This window comes from [Anoxybacillus] calidus (assembly GCF_013760845.1).
Lineage (GTDB): Bacteria > Bacillota > Bacilli > Bacillales > Anoxybacillaceae > Paranoxybacillus > Paranoxybacillus calidus.
This window is the reverse complement of sequence record NZ_JACDUU010000007.1, coordinates 185,405-211,121: the sequence shown is the minus strand read 5'-3', so window position 1 is coordinate 211,121 and position 25,717 is coordinate 185,405. Positions and strand designations below refer to the sequence as shown.

Annotated in this window: 23 protein-coding genes; 5 read left to right on the top strand and 18 right to left on the bottom strand. The window is 39.0% G+C overall.

From position 1 onward, the window contains the following. Positions 1 to 234: 234 nt before the first annotated feature. A complete protein-coding gene (locus tag HNQ85_RS14330) occupies positions 235 to 1,107 on the bottom strand; it encodes a nucleotidyltransferase-like protein (protein WP_181538399.1) in 873 nt (290 codons plus the stop codon). 158 nt (positions 1,108 to 1,265) lie between these two features. On the opposite strand from HNQ85_RS14330, the gene HNQ85_RS14325 reads away from it, so the two are divergent. Beyond that, positions 1,266 to 1,628: a YgzB family protein gene (locus tag HNQ85_RS14325; RefSeq protein ID WP_181538398.1), complete on the top strand. Its 363-nt coding sequence runs from the start codon at positions 1,266 to 1,268 to the stop codon at positions 1,626 to 1,628. A gap of 115 nt (positions 1,629 to 1,743) precedes the next feature. Here HNQ85_RS14325 and perR read toward each other — a convergent pair whose 3' ends face one another. From perR to HNQ85_RS14295, 6 genes are all read right to left on the bottom strand, one after another. Further along, entirely contained in the window at positions 1,744 to 2,193 is a 450-nt protein-coding gene (perR, locus tag HNQ85_RS14320) for a peroxide-responsive transcriptional repressor PerR (protein ID WP_181538397.1), read from the bottom strand. 336 nt (positions 2,194 to 2,529) lie between these two features. Further along, entirely contained in the window at positions 2,530 to 3,003 is a 474-nt protein-coding gene (gene bcp / locus HNQ85_RS14315) for a thioredoxin-dependent thiol peroxidase (protein WP_181538396.1), read from the bottom strand. A gap of 50 nt (positions 3,004 to 3,053) precedes the next feature. Further along, a complete protein-coding gene (locus HNQ85_RS14310) occupies positions 3,054 to 3,470 on the bottom strand; it encodes a potassium channel family protein (protein ID WP_181538395.1) in 417 nt (138 codons plus the stop codon). Positions 3,471 to 3,839: 369 nt separating this feature from the next. Beyond that, complete coding sequence (locus tag HNQ85_RS14305; RefSeq protein WP_181538394.1) at positions 3,840 to 4,625, bottom strand: ABC transporter permease; 786 nt, start codon at positions 4,623 to 4,625, stop codon at positions 3,840 to 3,842. 4 nt (positions 4,626 to 4,629) lie between these two features. Then, the gene (locus tag HNQ85_RS14300; RefSeq protein WP_181538393.1) at positions 4,630 to 5,421 is read right to left on the bottom strand and encodes an ABC transporter permease; all 792 of its coding nucleotides are present in this window, start codon (positions 5,419 to 5,421) and stop codon (positions 4,630 to 4,632) included. Further along, positions 5,414 to 6,421: an ABC transporter ATP-binding protein gene (locus tag HNQ85_RS14295; protein ID WP_181538392.1), complete on the bottom strand. Its 1,008-nt coding sequence runs from the start codon at positions 6,419 to 6,421 to the stop codon at positions 5,414 to 5,416. The genes HNQ85_RS14300 and HNQ85_RS14295 overlap by 8 nt, the downstream gene beginning before the upstream one ends. A 237-nt stretch (positions 6,422 to 6,658) precedes the next feature. On the opposite strand from HNQ85_RS14295, the gene HNQ85_RS14290 reads away from it, so the two are divergent. The 3 genes from HNQ85_RS14290 to HNQ85_RS14280 all read left to right on the top strand — a co-directional run bounded on the left by HNQ85_RS14290 (position 6,659) and on the right by HNQ85_RS14280 (position 13,971). Then, positions 6,659 to 7,954, top strand: coding sequence for a glutamate-1-semialdehyde 2,1-aminomutase (locus HNQ85_RS14290; RefSeq protein ID WP_181538391.1), 1,296 nt, complete (start codon positions 6,659 to 6,661; stop codon positions 7,952 to 7,954). Between the two features lie 308 nt (positions 7,955 to 8,262). After that, positions 8,263 to 12,732 carry a glutamate synthase-related protein gene (locus HNQ85_RS14285; protein WP_181538412.1) on the top strand — a complete coding sequence of 1,490 codons (4,470 nt, stop codon included), beginning with the start codon at positions 8,263 to 8,265 and terminating at the stop codon, positions 12,730 to 12,732. A 162-nt stretch (positions 12,733 to 12,894) separates the two neighbouring features. Next, positions 12,895 to 13,971, top strand: coding sequence for an FUSC family protein (locus HNQ85_RS14280; RefSeq protein WP_181538390.1), 1,077 nt, complete (start codon positions 12,895 to 12,897; stop codon positions 13,969 to 13,971). 122 nt (positions 13,972 to 14,093) lie between these two features. Here HNQ85_RS14280 and nikC read toward each other — a convergent pair whose 3' ends face one another. The 10 genes from nikC to fabL all read right to left on the bottom strand — a co-directional run bounded on the left by nikC (position 14,094) and on the right by fabL (position 24,081). Then, positions 14,094 to 14,993 (bottom strand): nickel transporter permease, encoded by a 900-nt coding sequence (gene nikC / locus HNQ85_RS14275; RefSeq protein ID WP_181538389.1) that lies wholly within the window; start codon positions 14,991 to 14,993, stop codon positions 14,094 to 14,096. A gap of 23 nt (positions 14,994 to 15,016) precedes the next feature. Further along, positions 15,017 to 16,021: an ABC transporter permease gene (locus tag HNQ85_RS14270; protein WP_181538388.1), complete on the bottom strand. Its 1,005-nt coding sequence runs from the start codon at positions 16,019 to 16,021 to the stop codon at positions 15,017 to 15,019. A 129-nt stretch (positions 16,022 to 16,150) separates the two neighbouring features. After that, complete coding sequence (locus HNQ85_RS14265) at positions 16,151 to 17,761, bottom strand: ABC transporter substrate-binding protein (protein ID WP_181538387.1); 1,611 nt, start codon at positions 17,759 to 17,761, stop codon at positions 16,151 to 16,153. 45 nt (positions 17,762 to 17,806) lie between these two features. Continuing rightward, positions 17,807 to 18,775, bottom strand: a complete 969-nt coding sequence (locus tag HNQ85_RS14260) for an ABC transporter ATP-binding protein (protein ID WP_181538411.1) — start codon at positions 18,773 to 18,775, stop codon at positions 17,807 to 17,809. After that, positions 18,741 to 19,766 carry an ABC transporter ATP-binding protein gene (locus HNQ85_RS14255; RefSeq protein WP_181538386.1) on the bottom strand — a complete coding sequence of 342 codons (1,026 nt, stop codon included), beginning with the start codon at positions 19,764 to 19,766 and terminating at the stop codon, positions 18,741 to 18,743. The genes HNQ85_RS14260 and HNQ85_RS14255 overlap by 35 nt, the downstream gene beginning before the upstream one ends. Positions 19,767 to 19,955: 189 nt before the next feature. Continuing rightward, complete coding sequence (locus tag HNQ85_RS14250) at positions 19,956 to 21,728, bottom strand: ABC transporter ATP-binding protein (RefSeq protein ID WP_281363473.1); 1,773 nt, start codon at positions 21,726 to 21,728, stop codon at positions 19,956 to 19,958. Positions 21,729 to 21,801: 73 nt separating this feature from the next. Continuing rightward, positions 21,802 to 22,335, bottom strand: a complete 534-nt coding sequence (gene ntdP, locus HNQ85_RS14245) for a nucleoside tri-diphosphate phosphatase (protein WP_181538384.1) — start codon at positions 22,333 to 22,335, stop codon at positions 21,802 to 21,804. A gap of 201 nt (positions 22,336 to 22,536) precedes the next feature. Further along, positions 22,537 to 22,836: a YgaB family protein gene (locus HNQ85_RS14240; protein ID WP_181538410.1), complete on the bottom strand. Its 300-nt coding sequence runs from the start codon at positions 22,834 to 22,836 to the stop codon at positions 22,537 to 22,539. 242 nt (positions 22,837 to 23,078) lie between these two features. Next, the gene (locus HNQ85_RS14235) at positions 23,079 to 23,270 is read right to left on the bottom strand and encodes a gamma-type small acid-soluble spore protein (RefSeq protein ID WP_181538383.1); all 192 of its coding nucleotides are present in this window, start codon (positions 23,268 to 23,270) and stop codon (positions 23,079 to 23,081) included. Between the two features lie 58 nt (positions 23,271 to 23,328). After that, a complete protein-coding gene (fabL, locus tag HNQ85_RS14230; protein ID WP_181538382.1) occupies positions 23,329 to 24,081 on the bottom strand; it encodes an enoyl-[acyl-carrier-protein] reductase FabL in 753 nt (250 codons plus the stop codon). Between the two features lie 73 nt (positions 24,082 to 24,154). On the opposite strand from fabL, the gene HNQ85_RS14225 reads away from it, so the two are divergent. Continuing rightward, positions 24,155 to 24,379 (top strand): cytosolic protein, encoded by a 225-nt coding sequence (locus tag HNQ85_RS14225; RefSeq protein ID WP_181538381.1) that lies wholly within the window; start codon positions 24,155 to 24,157, stop codon positions 24,377 to 24,379. Positions 24,380 to 24,409: 30 nt separating this feature from the next. Here HNQ85_RS14225 and mutY read toward each other — a convergent pair whose 3' ends face one another. After that, entirely contained in the window at positions 24,410 to 25,513 is a 1,104-nt protein-coding gene (gene mutY, locus HNQ85_RS14220) for an A/G-specific adenine glycosylase (RefSeq protein ID WP_181538380.1), read from the bottom strand. Between the last annotated feature and the right edge of the window lie 204 nt (positions 25,514 to 25,717).

The following is a 25,717-nucleotide window of genomic DNA, read 5'->3' as shown; positions in this document are numbered from 1 at the left end:
CGTTCGTCCTGAGCCAGGATCAAACTCTCCAATAAAGTTATATACCTAGCAAATTGACGTGGACGCTTCGTTTTGTTCAGTTTTCAAAGAACATTAATTAGCGACTTTCTTATGTTATCATCAGGACTTTTTATTGTCAAGCCCTTTTTTGAATTTTTAATCAGCTGCGGAAACCATTTCCGCAGCGACGGTTTATAATATATCATTTACTAAAAAACTAGTCAATACATTTTTTTAATTTTTTTTCACAACATAATATCTATGATAAATTCCTTGTCCTTTTGTTGGCACTTCCTCAATTAATAACACATTTCTTTCCACTAAATACTCAAGCATAATGACAATATCTATAGAATAGACTTTAAGATCTGGATGCTCTGTAATTTCTCCTATTGTCCAAGCTTCCTTTTTTTCTCCTAATACTTTTAATAAATGAGCCGTTCCTGACGCTATCCGTGAATGAATTAAAAATTCACTTGCTAAAAATAAAAGCTCTAGCCTTTTGTCTAGCGTTTCTTCACTTTCAATCAATTCCTCATATAATTTATAAATTTGTGGGTCAATTTGTTTCACTTGATTCCATACGGTTACTTCAGGATAAAAACCTTGCTCAATGACAGCAAGTCTCGCTAGATGATGAAGAGCATGAACAATATGATTGTATGCATCCAACAATTGTTTTGTTTCAAAAAATACTTTTCCATCCGTATATCTTCGAATTAACTTAGCAAACTCAATCCCCATTTTTAACTGACGGATTTCTTGTGGAAATTCAAGAAGCCTCTTGCGTAAGGCATGAACATATTCATTGCGATCGAACAAAACTTTTCCATTTAAAACCCAGTCAATCACTTTTCGATTGGAACCTAGAAGAATCCATTCATTTAATTTTTTTTCGTCAACTACATACAGAGCGGCTTTTTGTTCATTCGAAACGTAATGTTTAATAAAAACAGGTTGTTCAGCATCTTTAACAATAACAAATAAAACAAGGTCAAATGTATCAGCGATGGCCGAGTTATTGAGTTTTTTTTCAATCATTAAAATCCCTAATGTATTCCGATGACTAGCTCTCTCTTGATAAATGGGCCGCACTAAATCCTCCATGGTCGTTCCTCCATTTTCATAATTGCCGATATACAATTCGACAAAAATTGCAAAACTCCTTTTTCCAGGAGACGATAAAAAATTTATTTTGTATATTTGTTCAAAATACAACTTAATGTTTACACTTTGTGATATAGTTATTTTCAGGAGGGAATAAGATGGGACTAAAATATTCAAGTAAAATCAACAAAATTCGCACATTTGCTCTAAGTTTAATTTTCGTTGGCTTTGTCGTTATGTATATAGGTATATTCTTCCGCAGCTCTATGTTCGTTATGACATTGTTTATGATTTTAGGTTTGCTTTTTATTATTGCAAGTACAGTTGTTTATTTCTGGATTGGGATGCTATCTACAAAAACGGTTCAAGTTGTTTGTCCTTCTTGCAATAAAATCACAAAAATGCTTGGACGGGTAGATATGTGTATGTACTGCAATGAACCGTTGACGCTAGATCCTGACTTAGCCGGCAAAGAGTTCGACGAAAAATATAATCGAAAACAAAAAAAGAAAAGGGGCTGACCTAAAAGCGTCTGACCTCACGCGAAATCCGTAATATATAGTGCTCTTATCTAACGTTATGTACTATATATTATGGTTGTGGGGTCTGACACTCGCTTTCGGGTCAGCCTCTATTTTAATGCTGTCGATATTCTTTTTGACAATCTGAACACACACCATAAATCTCCATTCTATGGTGGCTTACTTTAAAACCTGTAACATGCGCAGCTAAATCCTCAACCTCATCTAATCCAGGATAGTGAAAATCAACAATCTTACCACACTCTTCACAAATAATGTGATAATGGTCGGAAGTGACAAAATCAAAACGGCTTGACGAATCGCCATATGTCAATTCTTTTACTAGTCCAACCTCTTTAAAAACGCGCAAATTATTATATACAGTCGCTACGCTCATATTCGGAAATTTTCCCTCTAAGGCTTTATATATTTCATCTGCCGTTGGATGTGACATAGAACTAATTAAGTATTCAAGTATCGCATGACGTTGCGGAGTAATACGTACTCCTGTTTTTTTCAACGTATCAAGCGCTTCCTTTAATTGAAAATTATCAGACACCGTCATGCACCTCACTTTCTTCTAAAAGAATTATTATTTTATAATATTTATAAATAGTCTACAAGGTATATGGATATTTTGTCAATCTATTATTAATATATGAGTTTGTTCCATATTTTACACATAAAAAAACGAGGCTATCTCATAAGGGGCTGACCTCACGAACCATTCACAATATATCATGTGGCTATCAAACATGATATACATCGATTGTGGTTGCAGGATTTGGCCCTTTTTTTGAGACAGCCTCCAAATCGCTAACATCTGAGGAGGTATGCCCTACACTATTAACATACTCTCCTCTTCTTTTTTTTGTATAGACGTCTACCTAGTTTCTAAAAATTATTGTTGTAAATGTTCTGCGATATAGGCTAATGCTTCTTCAACATGACCTTTTACCTTTACTTTCCGCCACTCTTTTGCTAACCTTCCCTCTTTATCAATAACAAACGTAGAACGTTCAATTCCCATATACTCTTTCCCAAAGTTTTTCTTTAGTTTCCACACGCCATACTTTTCCGCTGCTTTATGCTCTTCATCAGCCAACAGTAAAAACGGTAAATTGTATTTTTCAATAAACTTTTTATGCCGTTCGACTGAATCAGTGCTGACCCCCAAAATGACCGCATTTAAATCAGCAAACTGTTGATGATAATCGCGAAAATCACACGCTTCTGTTGTACAGCCAGGCGTCATATCTTTCGGATAAAAATATAACACTACATTTTTTCCTCTAAAATCGGATAACCTCACTGTTTTTCCGTTGCTTGCCGGTAATTCAAAATCCGGAGCAAGTTGTCCAATTTGCAGTGACATCCTTCTTCCCTCCGTAATATTTATTATTTTTAGCGTAGCGAAAAGAATCATCATATGCAACTTTTATCTTTCTCAAAATCGATGACTGTGCGCACAATCAAAGTAGCCGGCAAAACATAACCTAACAATCCTTCCATCGCTGCAAGCCACCTTCCAATCCCGATGGGAATGATATCACCGTAACCGACTGTCACTAAGGTAGTTGCACTGAAATACAAACTGTCTTGAAGCAATTCGAAAAAATCTCCACCAGCTACTTTTCCTTTTATTAATAAAACTTCATAACCATTTATTTGTAATACTGTATAAACAAGGCCGAAACCAATCAACACTGTCAGATAAAGAGTTAATAAAACTAACAAATTTTCTAACGAAACATAGCGGTCCGGCTTTTGATGAATGGTCCATATTGATTTTATACTCATAAATAAAACAGTGAAAATCACAATTAACCAAATATACTCCATTTTCATCCCCCCGTACATGTCCATACATATATACGAGGAATGGAGAACAGATATTCAAAAGTGCCACTCTTCTGTTCCATCGTTCGCTATCATACAAACGAAAACACATTCATTTTTTCTAGTCACCGAGTTCAGCTGACTTTCGTTCATAGCCCAAACAAAACCGAAAACCAATATACCGACTATACGTTGGAAAATCCTATGCTGATAAGCGTAACCGACTATAATAAATTGGCAGAGATGCCACAAAAAAACTCTCTATTCCAAGTGTTCAAACAGATAAAACAAATTTTTTATATTCTCCCTCTTTACATTAAAAAAATTGCAAAAGTAATGTAAAAGGACAGGAAAATGATATTCCTGTCCTTCTTAGTTCCCTGCTCCACGATACCGCTTTACTCCTGCGTTCCATAAGAAAACAGCAATCGTAAAAAAGATGAGTCCCATTATCGGTGTTAAAAACGCATAACCGTACCATTCTTTTTTCCCGAGGAAATAGGCCGAAGGATAAACACCAACAAAGGCAAATGGCAATATCCACGTTAAAATATAACGAATCACACGGTTATAAATATCAATCGGATAGCGGCCGTAGTTGCCGATATTGTACATCATCGGCATAATCGAACTTCGCGCATCCGACCAAAAGCTGATTGTCGCCAGCGAAATGAAAATTCCTGCATAAACAAGCGTTCCACCAAGAACAAAAAGGATAAAAATAAAGATATCATACCAATGAAAAACCAAGTCTAGGCGCGAGCCTGCGTAAATCATAATAATGATTCCCGTAATCGCTCCAAGAAGCGACTCAAGCTCCATCCGCTCAAGAACGATTTGAAACAAGCTATGCACAGGTCGTGTCAATACACGATCCATTTCTCCACGCACAATATATCGTTCATTAAAATCCCAAATATTAAAAAATGCTCCAAATACCGCAAACGGCACTAAGAAAAATCCGTAAATAAAAATAATTTCATCACGAGTCCATCCATTTAATACTTGCGTATGCCCAAACACCACGAGAATAAAGATTAAGTTTACCGCCTGAAACATCAGATCAGAGAAAAATTCCACCAACAAATCCGTTCGATATTGCAATTTCGTTTTTAAATATTGTGACATGTATTGAAAAAATACAGAGACGTAAAACATATACTCATCCTCCCTGAATGACAAGCTGTTTTTTCGCTGCTCTCCACAACAGCTGAATCGGGATGAGCAAAATCAAGCTCCACATGAGTTGGAACATTAACCCATCGATAATCTGTTGTCCTTGAAAACTTTCAGTAAAAATCATACTTGGAATATAGCTGATTCCTTGAAACGGAAAGTATTTCATCATCTCTTGCGCCCAATCTGGATAAAAACTTATCGGCAAAATTAAACCGGAAAACAAGTCAATCACAAAACGTTTTGCACGCAACAATCCTTCATTATTAAGCGTAAAAAACGTAATAATACCGGCTATTAAATTAAGCTCAGAATTAATAATAAAACTCAAAATAATCGAAACAGCAAAATATCCCCACGTGCTTATATCTGTCGTCAGCTCGAGCGGAAAAAGCAAACTGACAATGACCATACCGGGAAAAGAAAGGAAAAGCAGACGAAAAATTCCCTCGCCTAAGCCTTGCATTGTTTTCATTCCTAAATAACTGTAAGGTCTGATAAGCTCTGTTGCCACTTTTCCTTCTTTAATTTCCATGGCGATTTCACGATCGATGTTATTAAAATAAAAGGCGCGCGCCATCCATGCAACGGCTACATATGTTGTCATCTGTAATACCGACATTCCTTGTATAGAGGGCTTGTCCCCATAAATAGCGGACCATAAAAAATAGTAAGCACCAATGTTAATGCTGTAAATTAAAATGCCGCTGTAATAATTCGTGCGATATGCAAGCATCATTAAAAAACGAATGCGAATCATTTCGATGTATTTAGCCATGTACAGCACCTTCTTCATAGATGTTGCGAATGATTTCTTCCGTCGAAATCTCGTTAATATTAATATCTTTCATCTCATATTTTGCGACAACACGGCCAATTACATCAGACACATCCGTTGGTAATACATAAGCTGTCCAAACATTCACTCTCTCTCCTGCTTGCCATTGCACCTTTAAATCAGCGGTCAATATGTTTAATTCCTCTTGAATTACTTCTTGAGCAAACTGAAACTGAATTTGTTTTCCTTCTCCCCAGTTCGTCTTTAATTCCTGCAACGAACCGTCGTAAATAATTTTTCCCTCATCAAGCATAATGACGCGTTCACATAATGCCTCAATATCCGAAATATCATGTGTTGTTAGCAAAATCGTTGTATTATATTTTTCATTAATTTCTTTTAAAAATTTACGGATCTTTAATTTAACGAGCACATCTAAACCGATTGTCGGCTCATCCAAAAATAAAAGCGGCGGATTATGAATAAGCGCAGCAGCTAACTCACAACGCATTCGCTGTCCAAGTGACAATTTACGAACAGGCTTATCTAACAACGGACCAATATCAAGCGTTTCGATGACATGTTCCATATGTTCTTTATAAGCTTGATCAGATACTCGATACACTTTTTTCAGCAGACGGAACGACTCCTGCACAGCAATATCCCACCATAATTGTGAACGCTGTCCAAAAACAACGCCGATCGTTTGCACAAATTTTTCCCGCTCTTTATGCGGATTCATTCCATTCACAATAATTTTTCCTGAAGTCGGCGTCAAAATGCCTGTCAACATTTTAATCGTCGTTGACTTCCCTGCCCCGTTTTCACCGATGTAACCGACCATTTCTCCTTGTTTGACGGTAAAAGAAATGTCGTTAACAGCACGAATGATTTTATAGTTTCTCGTAAATAGATCACGAAATGCCCCCATGAGACCTGAACGACTTGAATATGATTTAAACTCCTTTCGCAGTTGTTCTACTTCGATTGCATTTGCCATATCTCAAAACCTCCATCACAACACGATAAAGTGAAACTTCTTCAGTAAAGATGCCCCTCTACTGGCGCGAGTTGAACAATCCGTACTTCTAGCATCGGTGTAAAGACAAAAATACGGACAATTAGAACAGGACAAAGAATAGTTTATCTAAAGTAGAAATACGAAACAAATTGTACGCTTAACTAAATATGTTAGAATAGAAGTCGTCATAGAAACTCGCTTAGGAGGCTTTTCGATATGAATTTTACAAAATCAGAACAGCTATATAAAGAAGCATTGGAACATATCGTTGGCGGCGTCAACAGTCCATCCCGCTCTTATAAAGCGGTCGGCGGCGGCGCTCCCGTCGTAATGGAACGCGCGAAAGGTGCTTACTTTTGGGACGTAGATGGAAATAAATACATCGACTACCTAGCAGCATATGGACCAATTATTACAGGACATGCCCATCCACACATTACGAAAGCGATTCAACGCGCTGCAGAAAACGGTGTGCTATACGGAACGCCTACCCCTCATGAAATTACATTTGCAAAAATGTTGAAGGAAGCCATTCCTTCATTGGAAAAAGTTCGTTTCGTCAACTCAGGAACAGAAGCAGTCATGACAACGATTCGCGTGGCACGCGCCTATACGGGCCGCGATAAAATTATTAAATTTGCCGGCTGCTATCACGGACATTCTGACCTTGTACTTGTCGCTGCTGGTTCTGGTCCTTCTACACTAGGGACTCCTGACTCTGCCGGCGTTCCAAAAAGCATTGCTCAAGAAGTTATTACTGTTCCGTTTAATGATATTGATTCATTTAAACAAGCAATTGAAACATGGGGAGACCAAGTCGCAGCCGTGCTTGTTGAACCGATTGTCGGAAATTTCGGCATCGTTGAACCAAAGCCTGGTTTTCTTGAAACTATAAATGAACTCACTCATCAAGCCGGTGCTCTTGTGATTTACGACGAGGTTATTACAGCATTCCGCTTTATGTACGGTGGAGCACAGAATTTATTAGGGATTGAGCCAGACTTAACGGCTCTTGGTAAAATCATCGGCGGAGGTTTACCAATTGGCGCATACGGTGGTCGTAAAGAGATTATGGAGCAAGTCGCTCCACTCGGCCCTGCTTATCAAGCAGGAACAATGGCAGGAAATCCAGCTTCTATCCTTGCGGGCATTGCTTGCTTAGAAGTGCTTCAGCAAGAAGGAGTGTACGAATATCTTGATCGCCTCGGCGCCATGCTTGAAGAAGGAATTTTAGCCCATGCAAAAACGTATGACATCCCAATCACCATCAATCGTTTAAAAGGAGCGTTAACCGTCTACTTCACAACAGAAAAAGTAGAAAATTACGAACAAGCTGAGCGGATAGACGGTGAAATGTTTGCCAAATTCTTTAAGCTAATGTTAAAGCAAGGAATCAACCTCGCTCCTTCTAAATACGAAGCGTGGTTTATCACCATTGCTCATACAGAAGAGGACATTCAATATACATTAAAAGCGGTTGAAAACGCATTTAAAATACTAAAAAATGAATAAATATACATTTTTGATTTTTTGTGCGGAGAGGTTCAACTCTCCGCTTTTATTTTAAATATATTGAAAACGTTTACAAACCATTTTATGTATTTTTCTGAAAAATGAATATAACAACCAAAAAAATGAATAAATAATTGATTTCACCTCTTTAACGTGATAACATAAACTATAAATTCCGAAAATTTAGTTTGTTAATAATTTTTATAAAACCAATATGAACCTAATTACTATAGATTGATTGCAGGAGGTGAAAGGCAAAAAAGTGGGTCTCCATCTTGAGATACATTTCCCACTTTAAAGCCGATTGCATGAAACAACAGTGGAATCCAAGTTTATTTAAAGATTTCCATCACGCAGAACATGATGCATGTGGAATTGTATCTGCCATTGAAAAACGTCGCACTCCTACAAGAGAGAATATTATGACATGTATTGATGCGCTTGTAAAAATGAATCATCGTGCCGGCTTTATTAACGGTGAAGGCGATGGAGTGGGTGTTCACATCGATATTCCAAAAACACTTTGGATGGAAAAACTTGCGAATGCAGGACAAAATCCAGAAATAGCAAACCGCGATGACTTTACAGTTGGACATATCTTTATTAATAAAACAACGAATGTAACAAATAAAAAAGAACAAATAAAGTCTCTCTTCAAACAATATGGACTTTCCCTTATCTATGAATCTGATCGTGTCACTTCTTCGAGCGCGTTAGGTCCGATTGCGTTGCAGCAAGAACCTCTGTTTTGGCAGGTCGCGCTTTTACCTGCTGATTCAGCAAATCTAGCAAAACGTTTATTTGAATTAGTCATTGATATCGAACAAGACGAAAATGTTCATGTCGCTTCGTTAAGCAATTTTTATGTTGTTTATAAAGTCATGGGAGCGGGCGATATTTTACCAAAATATTACCATGATTTAGCAAATCCCCTTGTCGCTTCAACAATGACATTAGGACATAATCGTTACTCAACAAATACTCTTTCAAACTTCTTCCGTGTTCAACCGTTTAGCGTGCTGGGCCATAACGGTGAAATTAATACGATTGCTAAACTTCGCGATGAAGCGAAAATGATTGACGTTCCATTAACAAATGGCGGAAGTGATTCACAAGATTTAAGCCGTACGATCGACACGCTTATTTCTCGACACGGCTACAGTTTATTTGAAGCAGTCGATATTTTGTTCCCGCCAATTGTAAATGAAATTAGAGCTTATCCGGAGCATCTTCAAGATTTATATACGTACATTCGCGAAGCATGGGGACATTTCGCTCAAGGACCTGCTGGCATCATTTCACGCTACGGTGATGAAGCAGTATTTAGCGTTGATGCCCTTGGCTTGCGTCCTCTTTGGAAGCTTGAAACAGAAGAACGTTTCCTTTTTTCATCTGAGCCTGGCATTATCCCATCAAACGAATATACAGGCGAACCAAAACCGCTTGCCCCGGGAGAAAAAATTGGCTTAAAATGGGCAGACTCAGGCTTTATCCAAGTATTTGAATACGCTCAATTTCAAGAAGAAGTGTATAAACGTTTTTCAAAACGGTTCGATATCACGAATTACCGCAATCGCTTAAACCCACCACGCTTAGAAAAATACGTTACTGTGTCTTCGCCAGCAAAAGTAAGCAATGGACAGTATGCTGCATTCGGCTGGGACCGCGAACATATTCAGCTTCTCGAGCAAATGGCAGAAAAAGGAGCAGAGCCGATTCGTTCATTAGGGCATGATGCACCGCTTGCCGCAATTGATCCTAATCGCAAAAATCTTGCTGATTTTATTAAAGAAAGCGTCGCTGTTGTAACAAATCCAGCTATCGACCGCGATCGCGAAACAGAACATTTTTCAACTCGAACAGTTGTTGGGAAGCGTCCGTCTTTATTGGAAAATGTGGAAAAAACATTTGTGATGGAGCTTGTTTCACCGATTCTTATCGAAGGAAAATTAGGCTACGACTGTTCAGAACCGTTAGGCCAACCTTCATACGACCAAATTGTTCATGCGTTTCAATCACAAAAATTAACATATTTCCTCTCAGCAACATTCACAGCTGACGAAACGCTACCAGATGCACTAAAACGTCTTTCTGATGAAGCATGCGAAGCGGTTCGTGATGGAAAAACACTTCTCATTCTCGATGATGCAGACGCTCATCAAAACGGAAAGTTGTGGATTGATCCATTGTTGGTCACTTCTGCCATTGATAAAGCTTTGGTGGAAACTGGATTGCGCCGCAACTGTTCACTCTTGCTTCGCTCCGGTGCGATTCGCTCGCTACATGACTTTATCGTTGCTTATGGTTTAGGAGCTAATGTAATCAGTCCTTATTTAATGTTTGCAACGGTAGCTGATGAATCGATTACTCCTGTTATGAACTTATTCAACGCCTTAAATAAAGGCTTGGAAAAAGTGATTTCAACGATCGGTATTCATGAACTAAGAGGATATAGCCGTCTCTTCTCATCGATTGGCTTACATGATGAAATTGCCGAAGTTTTAAACATCGTTAACTTCTTTGGTTCCGATTCTTTAAAATACGATTTTACTGCACTTAAAGAAGATGCAATTGCCCGTGCAAAAGACTTTGCGAACGAAAATGCAAAGCCGGGTAAAACATTCCATGTGTTCCCACGTATTTGGAAAGCAATCGGTGAAGTCGCACAAACAGGGTCATATGACAACTACCGTGAAAAATTAACCGAATTAGAAACACAAACGCCGACGACCATTCGTCATTTATTAGATTTAAAGAAAGCAAAAAAAGCTGTTCCAGTCGACAAAGTCGATATTAGCGTCGGCGAGCACAGCTTGCCGTTTGTGATTGCCTCGATGTCTTTCGGCTCACAAAACGAAATCGCCTTCCGTGCTTACGCCGAAGCAGCTGACCGTTTAAATATGGTTAGCTTGAACGGTGAAGGCGGCGAAATCAAAGACATGCTTGGAAAATATCCTCGAACACGAGGACAACAAATCGCTTCCGGTCGATTCGGTGTCAATGCCGAGTTACTCAATTCTTCCAATCTTTTAGAAATTAAAATCGGGCAAGGAGCAAAACCAGGTGAAGGCGGTCACCTTCCTGGCTCAAAAGTAACGGCAAAAATTGCTGAAGCACGTAACGCGACAATCGGCTCTGACTTAATTTCACCATCAAATAACCATGACATTTATTCCATTGAAGATTTAGCACAAATGATTGCTGAGTTAAAAACAGCAAACGATAAAGCTAAAGTAGCCGTAAAAGTCCCTGTTGTTCCAAATATCGGAACCATTGCTGTCGGCATTGCAAAAGCGGGAGCTGATATTATTACACTCAGCGGCTTCGATGGCGGAACAGGAGCAGCACGCATTCATGCATTGCAGCACGTTGGGCTTCCGGTAGAAATCGGTGTAAAAGCAGCGCACAATGCTTTATTAGAAGCTGGATTACGGAATAAAGTCGAAATTTGGGCAGATGGCGGCATTAAAAGCGCACTTGACGTGATTAAAGTAATGTTGCTTGGAGCGAACCGAATCGGCTTCGGTACCCTTTCTATGATTGCCATCGGCTGTACAACATGTCGTGGCTGTCATTTAGACACTTGCCATGTCGGTATCGCTACACAAATTGAATCAGAAGCGCAGGCAAAAGAACATGGATTACGTCGCTTCGTCCCACGTCAATTTGATTCGGCTGTTCAAGGATTAATGAACTTGTTTACGGCATTCGGAAACGAGCTCAAAGCTTTAACCGCCGCACTCGGCTATGAACGATTGCAAGATCTCGTTGGCCGCTCTGATTTGTTGGAACAAGCAAGAGGTTTAGAGCAAATGAATTTAGAAAACTTGCTTGAAGTTCTCGAAGTAGAACAATTTGCACAAAAAGAAGTAGCAGCAAGCGTTGAAGGCTATCAATTACTCGTTGCAGCAGGTGCTGAATATCTTGACTATCATGTAGAAGATTTACATCGTTCACGCGAGTTTACAACAGTTACTTCAGAACAACGTGTTCTCGGCAGCCGTGTTTCCTGCCACCGCGTACGCGGGCGCTTAGATGGCTCTTACAAAAAACTGCCAAACGTCACATTACGTTATAAAGAAGGCTCAATTCCAGGTAATGGACTTGGAGCATACAATAGCTACGGCATTCATATTCATGTTGACGGTGGCGCGCAGGACGGTACCGGTAAAACCGCATTGGGCGGAAGTATCCTTATTTTTAAATCTAAAGGAAAAGATGGCAATTTCTACAACGGCTCTGTCGGAAAAGGTTTCGGTTACGGAGCACAAAAAGGTTTGTTAGTCGTTCAAGGAAACGCTGATGCCCGCGCTGGAATTCGTCTCTCAGGAGCAGATATGATTATTGGCGGTCAAGTGACAACACCTATTCCAGAAAAGGAATGTGGCAACATTGGCGCCCGCGCGAATATTAAAGGATTTGCCTTTGAATATATGACAAACGGACGCGGTCTTGTCCTTGGTGACCCAGGACCATGGATTTGCGCTGGTATGACAGGCGGAGTTGTCTACTTGCGTCACCAGCCAGAAATGGGATTAACAAAAGCTGCTCTTGAACGCCGTATCGCGAAAGGTGCAAAAGTAAGTATTGAAAAATTGTCAACAAAAGGTAAAGCCGATGTACAAGAATTGCTTTCTAAATATATTGAATTGTTAGTAGAACATGAGCAATACGAAGAAGCTGAATCACTAAGACCGTTACTTGAACAACCAGAAGAACACTTCTTCCAAGTCATTCCAACAAAAGAACAAGCTGATCCGTCTGTATCTACGGAATAATCGAAAATTACAGCGTTAAATACAAAGAAAAATGAGGCTATCTCCATATAGATGAGATAGTCTCATTTTTCTTTTCCCCCTTGATATCCTTTATTAAACAATGTATATTACTAAATTGTTTATGAAAAATTTTATGCTAAAAGGAAAGGAATTTGAATTGCGATGAAACTCGGTGCCCGCGTCTTTAAAACGGGAATTGCCATTACTTTAGCGCTTTTTTTAGCGAAGCTGCTTGATTTACCATCGCCAGTATTCGCTGGCATTTCTGCTGTATTTGCGATGCAGCCTACCATTTACCGCACGTATTTATCCCTTGTTGAACAACTCCAGGCTAACATCATTGGTGCTTTTTTTGCCGTCATCATCGTTCTTATATTCGGTCATGATCCGTTTTTTGTCGGTTTAACGGCCATTTTAGTCATTGCTCTTTTCCTAAAATTACGTTTGGAATCTACCATTCCTGTAGCGCTTGTAACGGTTATTGCCATTATGGAATATACCGGCGACGGGTTTATCCAGTTTGCTCTTATCCGCTTCTCAACCATTCTGTTAGGTATATTGGCAGCATTCTTTGTGAACCTTGTATTTATTCCGCCTAAATATGAAAAAAAACTTTACTACAAAATCGTCGACAACACAGAAAACATTTTGAAATGGATTCGCATGAACATAAGACATGTCTCTGAACATCATCTCTTAAAAGAGGAGATTGAAAAATTTAAAGAAAACATGATAAAGCTTGATCAGCTTTATTTAATGTACAAAGAAGAAAGGGACTACTTCCCAAAAAATAAATATGGAAAGTCAAGAAAGCTCGTTTTATATAGACAAATGATTACAACAACCAATCGCGCGTTGGAAACTTTGAAACTACTTCATCGGCTAGAAAATGAACTTCAGCATATGCCAATGGAGTTTCAGCAAGCTATTCGCTCAGAACTAGATTGTTTGCTTAACTACCATGAACAAATTTTATTAAAATTTATCGGCAAAATTAAATGTCACCCAGATTCGGAAATTGCCACCGAAGCATGCAACAGTAGAAAATGGCTTGTTGAGGCGTTTAATAACCATTACTTGAAAAGATGCAAAGAAGCGGATAATTACCACTTATTCCCTCTTGTTGGTATCATTATCGAATATAGCGAACAGTTAGAGCATTTAGACACGCTGATTGACAGCTTCAAAAATTATCATAAAGATGAACAATCCTTCGAAATGAGCGAGCAGGAAGTGTAAAAAGCATTCTTGTCATGAAAAAATTGAAGGGAGACCGAGATTTGAACAAAAAATCGTTCTTTGCTCGACCGATATTTTCTTAAAGTTACAGAAAAGCGGCTGACCTAAAATGGTCAGCCGCTTTAGTTTTTCATACGCGGGTCTAAAGCATCGCGCAATCCATCCCCCATCAAGTTAAATCCGAGCACCGTTAGCATAATCGCTAATCCTGGAAAAACCATTGTCCATGGAGCCTGTGTTAAATAATCTTTTGAATCGGCAAGCATCTTTCCCCACTCCGGGTTTGGGGGCTGTGCCCCCAGCCCAAGGAATCCAAGTGCTGCCGCTTCAATGATGGCTGTTGCAATTGCCAATGTTCCTTGGACAATAATCGGTGCCATGCTGTTCGGTAAAATATGATGGAATAAAATACGTGCATCACTCATACCAATTGCTTTGGCAGCCATAATATATTCTTCCTGTTTAATACTTAAAACCCTAGAACGAATGAGGCGGCCAAAGTTTGGAATATTAATAATAGCAATAGCAATCAACGCGTTTTTTAACGATGGTCCTAGCACAGCGACAATACCGATTGCCAGCAGAATACTCGGAAACGCTAGCATAATATCAAAAATACGCGAAATCATTCCATCAATCCATCGACCGTAATAACCAGCAATAATCCCAAGTAAAGAACCAACAATAACAGAGCCCAATACTGAGAAAAATCCAACCCATAGGGAAATTCTTGCACCATAAATCACACGGGAGAAAATATCACGCCCAAAATCATCCGTACCAAATACATGTTCGCTCGATGGTGCCTTAAGACGCATCGATAAATTTTGGTCATTAATTTCGTATGGTGCAATCACCGGAGCAAACACTGCTAATAAAATAAAAAATAAAACAATTCCTGTCCCGACTAAAGCCATTTTATTTTTCTTAAAACTGCGCCATCCTTCCTTCCAAAGCGAAACAGATTCTTCTTTTACTTTCTCATTTTGTACCGGCGTTCCATTACGAGCGAGTTCAGCCATCCTTTTCCCTCCTTTTTACGAATTTAGTTATATTTAATGCGCGGGTCAATTGCAGCATAAAGCAGATCAACAAGTAAGTTAATCAATATAAAAATCGTTGCCACTACTAAAATCCCTGACTGAATGACCGGATAATCACGGTATCCAATGGCCTCGTAAATATAACGGCCAATTCCCGGCCAGCTAAAAATGGTTTCTGTTAAAATGGCTCCTCCCAACAATAATCCCATCTGTAACCCAATGACTGTAAGCACGGGAATAGTGGCATTTTTTAAAGAATGTTTATACACGACCCAAAACATGCTAAGTCCCTTTGCTCTTGCTGTACGAATATAATCGGATTTCATCACTTCAAGCATGCTAGAGCGGGTAATCCGAGCAATAATCGCCATCGGAATGGTCGCCAGCGCAACACTCGGCAGCACTAAATGCTGCAATACTTGCACAAATTGCTCTGTATTCCCTTGCAGTAATGTATCAATTAAATAAAGATGGGTAATTGGAGTAACAGGATTTCGCACTTCCTCTCTCCCAGATGTCGGCAATAAATCTAAATTAATCGCAAAAATCCACTGCTCCATTAATCCAAGCCAAAAAATCGGCATCGATACGCCAATTAACGCTAATACCATCGCCACATAATCAAACCAGGAATTTTGAAACCACGCGCTTATAATCCCAGCATTAACACCAATTACGATTGCAATTAGCATCGCAGCAAGCGATAACTCCAATGTCGCTGCTAAATATGGCCAAATTTCCTCTGTAATGGACGCTCCGGTTCGGATCGACTCCCCTAAATCGCCTGTTAATAATCCACCTAAGTATTTAAAATATTGAACGTACCATGGCTGGTCTAAACCTAATTTATGAGTTAATGCTTCAACCGCTTCTTTCGTTGCCTTTTGTCCCAAAATCACTTGCGCTGGATTCCCTGGAATGGCGCGAATCATAAAAAAGACAATAATCGACATTCCTAAAAGTACAGGAATAACCATAAAAATTCTCCGAATTGAATATGCAAACATCCCTTCTCACTCCTTCCTAGTCTTTTACTGTGAAAACATTCTAGAGTAGCATGTATGCAAGAACAAACCAAAGGGGGGGATCATCTACCTAAAAAAGGAGAGGATGCACTCCCCTCCCTCAACACTTCATTATTTAAATTCCACTTTTGTAAATTTATCAGAACCAGTTGGATGCGGATTGAATCCTTCAATATTTGCTTTTCCAGCTAGCAATGGTGTTGAGTGTACAAGCGGAATCCATGGTGCATCTTCTTTAATAATTTCTTGTGCTTTTTTGTAAAGTTCATTACGTTTATTCTCATCGCTTACTGTTTGCGCTTCGACTAAAATTTTGTGAAGCTCATCATTGGAATAGTACGTATAGTTGTTGCTGCCAATGCTGTCCTTATCTAATAATGCATATAAGAAGTTATCAGCGTCGCCGTTATCTCCTGTCCATCCGAGCAAGAACGCATCCGCTTCCCCTTTTGCTGCTTTGTCTAGGTAAGTTGCCCATTCATAAGAAACGATTTTCGCTTTGACACCGATTTTTTCAAAATTTGCTTGAATCGCTTCAGCCACTTTTTGTCCATCTGGCATATACGGTCTTGGGACAGGCATGGCCCATAGTTCCATTTCAAATCCATTTGGATACCCTGCTTCTGCAAGAAGCTGTTTTGCTTTTTCTAAATCGAATGGATAATCTTCAATCGCATCGTTATAGCCTGGAATGCTTGGCGGCATTGGGTTTTTCGCCGGTTCTGCCTGGCCAGAGTAGAACGCATCGATGATTGCTTTTTTGTCAACTGCGTAGTTTAACGCTTGACGAACTAATTTGTTTTTCAATGGACCTCTTGTTGTTGTTAAACCAACATAACCAACGTTCATTGATGGTCGCTTGAAAATTCGGAAATCTTTATTTCCTTCAAGCTGATTAAGATCGGAAGGATTTAAATCTTCCATCAAATCAATCTCGCCTTTTAATAATGCATTTAAGCGTGCAGAGTTATCAGGAATAGAAACAAAGATTAATTGATTTAACTTTGGATATCCTTCTAGCCAATAATTTTCATTTTTCTCAAGCACAATACGTTCGTTGCGCTTCCATTCTTTAAACACAAATGGACCTGTACCAACTGGATTTTCTCCAAACTTATCGCCATACTTTTTCACAGCAGCCGGACTTGCAATCGCAAACGGCGTCATCGCGATATTTTTTAAGAATGGTGCTTGTGGACGTTTTAACACAAATTGAACGGTGTATTCATCCAATGCTTTCACTTCTTTGATTACATGACTTTCATCATTTTTATATCCACCAAACATGGATCCATAGTATGGGAATGTATCAGCATTGCCATTTGCCCAACGTTCAAAGTTGAAAACAACCGCTTCTGCATTAAAATCTGTTCCGTCATGGAACTTTACGCCTTGGCGAAGTTTAAATGTGTACGTCAACCCATCCGGAGAAACTTCCCACTTTGTTGCTAAGGCAGGTTGGACGCTTGTATCACCGTCATTGTAGTCTAATAATGTGTCAAAAATGTTCTTAGTCACTTTTAAAGACTCGCCGTCTGTTACAACAGCAGGGTCTAGAGATACAGAATCACCGCCGCGGCCATATACGAGCGTATCTTGTGCGGTATCTCCTTTTCCACCAGTTTTTTCACCGCTTGTTTTCTCAGATTTCCCACAGCCGACAAGGATTGTCGAGAGAATGAATAGGAAAACAAGCATGGTAAGAAATGATTTTCTTCTCATTTTTCTTCCCCCTTTATATATTTGTATATTTAGTTACCTTTCACCTTATGGATAAAGGTGACAGGCAACATAATGCCCTTGTTCAATTTCTTTAAATTCAGGACGCGTTGTTTTACAAATCTCCATACATGCGCTGCATCGAGTATGAAAAGCACACCCCTTCGGCGGATTTGAAGGGCTTGGCAAATCGCCTGACAATAACTGTTTATCCTGTTTATACTCTGGGTCTGGAATCGGAACAGCAGACAACAATGCTTTTGTGTATGGATGTTTTGGATTTTCACATAATTTGTCGCTGTCGGCTAATTCTACAAGTCTACCTAAATACATTACACCGATGCGGTCACTAATATGACGAACAACCCCTAAATCGTGAGCAATAAAAATATAAGTTAAGCCAAATTCTTTCTGTAAATCTTCCAAAAGATTCAATACTTGAGCTTGAATCGACACATCCAGCGCGGAAACTGGTTCATCGGCAATAATCAGTTTCGGATGCGTCATAAGGGCACGGGCAATGCCGATACGCTGACGCTGTCCACCGCTGAACTGGTGCGGATAACGTTTCGCATGATAACTGCTTAATCCAACGACCTCAAGCATCTCTTGCACACGCTTTTTTCTTTCCTGTTTTGAGCCGATTCCATGAACAATGAGCGGCTCTTCTAAAATTTTTTCAACTGTATGGCGCGGATTTAATGAAGCAAACGGATCTTGAAATACCATTTGCATTTCTCTGCGCATTTTTCGTAACTCTAACTTTGATAAACTTGTAATCTCTTTATTTTCAAACACAATCGAACCTTCCGTTGGTTCGATAAGACGAAGCAGCATTCTTCCAGTTGTTGACTTACCGCAGCCACTTTCGCCTACAAGTCCTAATGTTTCTCCTTTATATACAGTGAAAGATATGTTATCAACCGCTTTTACCTCGCCAATTTTTTTGCCAAAAATTCCACCTGTAATTGGAAAGTATTTTTTAAGTTCTTTCACCTGCAGCAACGGTTCGCTCAACATTCATTTCCTCCTCTCTTTGATGCAAGAAACAACGAACTTTATGTCCTTGTTCACCTGTTTCATATAACCCTGGATTTTCTTTAAAACACCGTTCAAAGGCATGCTCACAGCGTGCAGCAAAACGACACCCTTGTCTAATCGACCCAGGTTTAGGCACATTTCCCGGAATGGAATATAGACGTGCCTTCTTCTCGCGAATGTCAGGAATGGATTGAATAAGACCGATTGTATAAGGATGTTTCGGACTTTTAAAAATCGTGCATACATCGCCTTCTTCGACAATTTTTCCGGAATACATGACAACAACGCGATGACATACTTCTGCAACGACACCTAAATCATGAGTAATCATCATAATCGCTGTATTAAAATTTTTGTTTAAGTCTTTCATTAGTTTTAAAATTTGGGCTTGAATCGTAACGTCTAGAGCGGTTGTTGGCTCATCGGCAATAAGCAGCGAAGGATTACAAACCATCGCCATCGCTATCATTACCCTTTGTCTCATTCCGCCGGATAACTGATGGGGATATTCGTTCATGATTTCTTTTGCGCGTGGCAGCCCGACAAGTTTCAACATTTCAATCGCACGCTCTTGAGCCTGCTTTTTATTCATTTTGCTATGTATGCGAATCGCTTCGACCATTTGATTACCAATGGTAAACAGCGGATTTAATGATGTCATTGGCTCTTGGAAAATCATCGCAATTTCTTTTCCTCTAATCTCTTTCATCCGCTTTTCAGAAGCGTTTACAATACTTTCTCCCTTAAATAAAATTTCACCACCGACAATCTTTCCAATTCCTTTAGGCAACAACCCCATAATGGAGAGCGAAGTTACACTTTTTCCGCATCCGGATTCTCCAACAATTCCTAATATCTCCCCTTCGTTAATATAAAAATCTATTTCATCAACAGCAGGAACCTCACCATCATCGGTAAAAAATGAAGTCTTCAATCCTTTTACTTCCAGCACCGGATGTTTACTCATGTAGTCACTCCCTCGTTTGTGTTATATAATTTTCAACATTTTTGAAATAATTCTCTTATTTTACATAAAATTATGCCACGCATATAATTATAATACAATATAAAATTTTAAGAAAAATTAAATTATTTCAATAAAACTAATTTTTTCTTCAAAAATAGAAATATTTCATACGAAAAGGGCAGCCTTATCTTAATGAGGCTGCCCTTTCATTTCTGCTCGATTGACTTGTTGAATCATAAATAATTTGTAATAACTTCCCTTCTTATTCATCAACTCTTCATGTGTGCCGCTTTCAACAATTTTTCCGTTTTCGATTAACACAATGCGGTCGGCATGGGTAATGGTTGATAAACGATGCGCCACCATTAACGTTGTGCGATTTTTTGCCAGACGTTCCAACGTTTCTTGAATGAAATGTTCACTTTCTAAATCAAGTGCTGATGTCGCTTCATCTAAAATTAATAAAGGCGGATTTTTTAAAAATACACGGGCTATCGCAATTCTTTGCTTTTGTCCTCCCGACAGCTTAACTCCCCGCTCACCGACTTTCGTATCATATCCATTTGGCAGATTCATGATAAACTCATGAGCGTTAGCAGCCTTTGCTGCAGCAATCACCTCTTCATCAGTTGCGTTCGGCTTTCCGAGCAAAATATTTTCTTTTATCGAATCGCTAAATAATATGCTGTCCTGAAATACCATACCAATCTTGTCACGTAAGCTCCGCACTTTAAAATCTCGAATATCGATCCCATCAAGCAGAATGCGACCACTTGTCACATCATAAAATCTCGGAATTAAACTGACTAACGTCGATTTTCCGCCACCGCTCATACCGACAAAGGCAACTGTTTCCCCTTTTTTGATGTTTAACGAAATATTATGCAAAACTGGCTCTTCATTCTGTTCATAAGCAAACGAAACATTTTCAAATACAATATTTCCTTCTACCTTCTTACACTCGATTGCATCTTGCTTGTCTTCAATATCATATTTTTCATCCATAAATTCAAAAAGACGATCCATAGAAGCAAACGACTGCGTTAAAGTCGTTGAAGAATTAACAAGACGGCGCAACGGATTGTACAATCGTTCAATATAGCCGACAAACGCAACCATTGTGCCAATCGTTAAATTTCCACGTACCACTTCATAGCCCGCATAACTAATCACCATAACTGGTGCAATATCTGTAACCGTATTTACTACCGAAAAAGCTTTTGCGTTCCAACTCGTATGATCAAGAGCCTTTGTTAAAAAATTTCGATTTTGCTTATCAAATTGACGCTGTTCATCCTCTTCAATCGCAAAACTTTTAATAATAGGCATGCCTTGAACCCGCTCATGTAAATGCGCTTGAAGCTCAGCTAACGCTTGAGAACGGATTCTCGTCAGTCCTCTTAATCGACCAAAAAAATATTTGACTGAAATGGCATAGATAGGGAGGATAATAATAGAAATTAATGTTAATTTCACATCCATTGTGAGCATAATCGCAATCGCAATTACAATCGTGGCCATATCGAGCCAAAGATTCATAAGTCCTGTAATCACAAAATTTTTCGTCTGCTCTACATCATTGATGACGCGTGAAATAATCTCACCAGCACGATGATTGGCATAGTAATGAAAACTTAGCTTTTGCATATGGGTAAACAATTGATCGCGAATATCATATAACACTTTGCTTCCTGTCCATTGCGCAAAATATTGTCGATAATATTCAACAACAGGACGCACAACAACAAAAATCAACAACATAATCGCTAAAATCATCCATAAATGTGCAACCTTTTCATCGACGCTCAACTTCTTGTTGCCAATAATATCATCAACAACATACTTCAACATCATCGGAATTAATAGCGGAATGACAAATTTTATAATGCCGATCATAATGGTAGCAATGACCTGCCATTTATATGGACGCACGAATTGCAAATAACGATATATATTGTTCAGAACAACCCCCCCTAAAAGCATAAAAAACCTGTTGTAAAGTACAGCAACAGGCTTTTTTGCTTCATCTGCCTATTTACTTTCGATAAGCTAAAAATTTTCTATACCACGTATTAATAAAATCGGGAGCAAATGGACCTTTTCGTTGATGAACCCAGCTGATTAATTTTTCAACATGATTCTTTAAAATGCGATCAATAACGGTAGGATAATTCATTTCTTGACGATGGCGCTCGTATTCATCTTCATCAAGAAGTATATAAGTCATATCAGGAAATACTTTTAAATCTAAATCGTAGTCAATATATTTTAACGCTTCCTCGTCCCATACGAACGGAGAGCTGATATTGCAATAATAATACACTCCATCGTCGCGAATCATGCCGATAATGTTAAACCAATATCGCGAATGAAAAAAGCAAATCGCTGGTTCTCTCGTAATCCATGTTCGTCCATCGGCTTCTGTCACAACCGTACGATCATTCGCACCAATAATATAATTTTGCGTCCCTTTAAGTACAACTGTTTCCTCCCATATGCGGTGAATAGAACCATTATGTTTATAGCTATGTATTTGAATGATTTCTCCTTCCATAGGATAAGCTACCATATTTCTCCCCTACTTTCATTTGGACGCTTTTCTTACTATTATAACGGTTCGATACACAATTTAAAACCATTCCGAAAGAAGTCTCCTACTTCAAGCACGCAAATGACTTAGACTAACGTTCATCATAACTAAAAAAAGAGGTTGACACTCAAGCAAAGTGTCATCCCCTACAGCCACCATATATAACGTTAGATGAGAACACTATATGTTTTGGATTTCATATGAGATCAGACACTTCGGATCAGCCCCATAAGCTTTGTGTTGAGCACGTTGATAAGATTGAATCACTTCTTCTGTTTGCTTTTCAAATATTTGTTGAATTTCCCGCAATTGTTTTTTCATTGCATTTATTTCATCTTGAATGGAGCGCAACTTCGTCTTATTATGCAGCTTCATTAACTCTTCTTCAATCGCTTGGCATCTCTCCAATTCTTCTTGAAGAAATAAAAGTTGGTCCATTGTTTTTAACTGTTCGCTTACAAGCCGCTCAAATTGTTCCACCATCAATTCCTCCCCCAACCTATGTGACTATATATTAAATTCGGGAGGAAAATCTTTTTTCCTTTGACTACATATGTAGAGCAATAGCAAATTTTGTCGAGAGAACAGATGGGTTGATTAAGCAATAAAATCCAGATAAAGCAGGTTTATTGAAGTAGCTTAACTGACTCAGCGTGCGCCCACATGTCCTAAATGTAAAAAAGCGGTACTCCTTGCGAATAAAAAGGAGTACCGCTTTTTTGTTATTTGCTTGAATTTTGTGATTTGCGAGCTTCTGCTTGTGCGTTTTGTTGTTTTACTTCTTGCACGTTTGTTTCAGCTCCAAATTCTGTACCGAACTGACCTGCAGCACCAGCTTGTGCAGATTGTGCATTTTGTTGTCTTACTTCTTGAATGTTCGTACCTGCTGTTGTTTTGTTTGGTTGATTAGCCATCGTTATCACCTCCACGGAATTTAATGTACCCAGGAGGTGACTTCTCTATCCAAAAAAATTATAAAAGCAATGATCTTCCTCCATCAACAATAATCGTTTGTCCACGAATCATCTCTGCCTCTTCTGATAAAAGGAACATCACGGTATGAACAATGTCTTTCGGTTCGATCATTCGTCCTGCAGGAGTTTTCGCTATAGCATCTTCCAGTAATTCCTCGCGGTTTGGAAAATGTTTCAAGGCATCCGTATCAACAGCACCGCCAGAAACAGCATTGACAGAAATGTTTTTTGGTGCTAGCTCAACGGCTAAATAACGTGTCAACGATTCAAGCGCTGCTTTGGAAACACCTACAGCTGTATAATTTTCTAAATAGCGAATAGAGCCGAGCGAGCTAATGCTGACAATTTTCCCCCCGCCGACTTTCTCCATTCGCTTAGCTGCTTCTTGAGCGCAAAACAGCAATGCTTTACTGTTAATATCCATTGTCCAATCCCAATGAGACTCTTCTAATTCCATCGCTGGGCGAAGCACACCTGATGCAGCATTATTAATTAAAACATCCACTCGCCCAAATGTCTCATCAATTTGTGCGAACATTTCCTTAATTTTTTCTACTTTTCCTACATTTGCTTTTATGACAAGCGCTTTTCTCCCTAATGCTTCAATTTCTTTTGCTGTTTGCAACGCTGCCTCCTTGCTTCGTGCATAGTTTACAACGATATGATACCCTTCTTCTGCTAAACGAAGAGCAATGGCTTTGCCGATTCCACGGCTACTTCCTGTTACAACTGCCACTTTTTCTTTGTTCATGTTTCATTCTCCTTTTTTATGTATAAATATATCTCTCCTTTTTCAAACTATAGGAAAAAGGAGGAAAAAGCTCATGTACGTTGGACGTGATATGACAGAACTCTCAATGATTCCAAAGTCAGAATGGAAAGATAGCGAACTTGCCTTTTTTCATCATTCATTCCAACAAATCACTCCATATTTAAATGCCGAAGGGCAAACAATCCATCGCGAGATTATTGAAGAAATCGAAGCACGTGGTGGCTTAAAGCGAAACGAAGCCGATTACACACATGGCACGCAAATTTCGTTTGACTAACATTTGGTGGGGAATTCCCCACCAAACACTTTAACACTTTAACGTAGTGGGGGTCAGACCCCAAATGCGCTGGTGGGAGACAGGGAAAGCGTAGTTTTCGATTTCTTGTTTGTCGACTAGTTTTAGTCTCTCTGTTTCCTTTATATCACCAACGATTTTACCTTGATAAACGACAATGTTCCAAATTAAATGGGAAAAAACGTGTTGAATCGTAGCAAACGGTTGTGCCAATTCTACTTCCATCCCGTATTCTATTCGTAAAAAATTTCTTAATTGCTCTTTTGGATTTTCCAACGTTAATGGTGTTTCACAGTTCGGGAATTCCCATAAGTTAGCTAATAACCCCTCGTTTGGCCGTTTATGAATTAATATTTTTCCTTCTTCATTTTCTAAAACAGCTGCGCTGATTTGTACTTCTTTCACTTTTCCCTTTTTTGTTTTTACCGGAAGCTCGGACTGAACACCTTCATGGAAGGCACGGCAATGGGCTTGAACAGGGCAAAGCAGACAGGACGGCCTGCCGGGAACACAAATTAACGCCCCTAATTCCATTAACCCTTGATTAAAATAAGACGGGTTATCATAAGAAATAATTTGTCTTACAATTTCTTCAAAAACCTTTCTCGTTCCTGCCTTTGCAATATCTTCCCATACTAAAAAAATCCGTGACAATACCCGCATCACATTCCCGTCTACTGCTGGCTCGGGAATTCCGTAAGCGATACTTAACACTGCCCCCGTCGTATAAGGTCCAACGCCTTTCAGCTTTGAAAATTCTTCTGCTGTATTCGGTACTCTTCCGCCATATGTCTCTTTCACTTCCTTTACCGCCGCATGTAAATTGCGGACACGTGAATAGTATCCAAGTCCTTCCCAAGCTTTTAACACTTTTTCCTCGTCTGCTTCCGCTAAAGATTCCAGCGTAGGAAATTGCTCAATAAAACGATTAAAATACGGAATTACGGTATCTACTCTCGTTTGCTGCAACATGATTTCCGATACCCATACTTTATACGGGTCTTGATTTTTTCTCCATGGCAAATCACGTTGTTCTTTCTCAAACCAACCAATTAAATCGTTTTGAAATGCCTTTATATCAAATCCTTCTATAATTTGTTTTACATTTTGATTCACGCTGCTTCCTCCAAGATGATAAACTAACAATAACACCAACTGTCATTTGCAACTATTTTTATGCATAAAAATGAACTTCAGATGGCGTATGTTTCCACATAATGCTGAAAATAATTATTGAATGACGTTTGCTTCTGTTATATGATAATCAACAAAAATTTTCAACCGATTTATCGTGATAAGATCCTCTTTTTTCAAAAAAAT

What these genes read in the sequence shown, in the direction of transcription:
- HNQ85_RS14330 (WP_181538399.1), bottom strand. Translation starts at nt 1,107, where the DNA reads ATGGAGGATTTAGTGCGGCCCATTTATCAAGAGAGAGCTAGTCATCGG.
- HNQ85_RS14325 (WP_181538398.1), top strand. Translation starts at nt 1,266, where the DNA reads ATGGGACTAAAATATTCAAGTAAAATCAACAAAATTCGCACATTTGCT.
- perR (WP_181538397.1), bottom strand. Translation starts at nt 2,193, where the DNA reads ATGACGGTGTCTGATAATTTTCAATTAAAGGAAGCGCTTGATACGTTG.
- bcp (WP_181538396.1), bottom strand. Translation starts at nt 3,003, where the DNA reads ATGTCACTGCAAATTGGACAACTTGCTCCGGATTTTGAATTACCGGCA.
- HNQ85_RS14310 (WP_181538395.1), bottom strand. Translation starts at nt 3,470, where the DNA reads ATGGAGTATATTTGGTTAATTGTGATTTTCACTGTTTTATTTATGAGT.
- HNQ85_RS14305 (WP_181538394.1), bottom strand. Translation starts at nt 4,625, where the DNA reads ATGTTTTACGTCTCTGTATTTTTTCAATACATGTCACAATATTTAAAA.
- HNQ85_RS14300 (WP_181538393.1), bottom strand. Translation starts at nt 5,421, where the DNA reads ATGGCTAAATACATCGAAATGATTCGCATTCGTTTTTTAATGATGCTT.
- HNQ85_RS14295 (WP_181538392.1), bottom strand. Translation starts at nt 6,421, where the DNA reads ATGGCAAATGCAATCGAAGTAGAACAACTGCGAAAGGAGTTTAAATCA.
- HNQ85_RS14290 (WP_181538391.1), top strand. Translation starts at nt 6,659, where the DNA reads ATGAATTTTACAAAATCAGAACAGCTATATAAAGAAGCATTGGAACAT.
- HNQ85_RS14285 (WP_181538412.1), top strand. Translation starts at nt 8,263, where the DNA reads ATGAAACAACAGTGGAATCCAAGTTTATTTAAAGATTTCCATCACGCA.
- HNQ85_RS14280 (WP_181538390.1), top strand. Translation starts at nt 12,895, where the DNA reads ATGAAACTCGGTGCCCGCGTCTTTAAAACGGGAATTGCCATTACTTTA.
- nikC (WP_181538389.1), bottom strand. Translation starts at nt 14,993, where the DNA reads ATGGCTGAACTCGCTCGTAATGGAACGCCGGTACAAAATGAGAAAGTA.
- HNQ85_RS14270 (WP_181538388.1), bottom strand. Translation starts at nt 16,021, where the DNA reads ATGTTTGCATATTCAATTCGGAGAATTTTTATGGTTATTCCTGTACTT.
- HNQ85_RS14265 (WP_181538387.1), bottom strand. Translation starts at nt 17,761, where the DNA reads ATGAGAAGAAAATCATTTCTTACCATGCTTGTTTTCCTATTCATTCTC.
- HNQ85_RS14255 (WP_181538386.1), bottom strand. Translation starts at nt 19,766, where the DNA reads ATGAGTAAACATCCGGTGCTGGAAGTAAAAGGATTGAAGACTTCATTT.
- ntdP (WP_181538384.1), bottom strand. Translation starts at nt 22,335, where the DNA reads ATGGTAGCTTATCCTATGGAAGGAGAAATCATTCAAATACATAGCTAT.
- HNQ85_RS14235 (WP_181538383.1), bottom strand. Translation starts at nt 23,270, where the DNA reads ATGGCTAATCAACCAAACAAAACAACAGCAGGTACGAACATTCAAGAA.
- fabL (WP_181538382.1), bottom strand. Translation starts at nt 24,081, where the DNA reads ATGAACAAAGAAAAAGTGGCAGTTGTAACAGGAAGTAGCCGTGGAATC.
- HNQ85_RS14225 (WP_181538381.1), top strand. Translation starts at nt 24,155, where the DNA reads ATGTACGTTGGACGTGATATGACAGAACTCTCAATGATTCCAAAGTCA.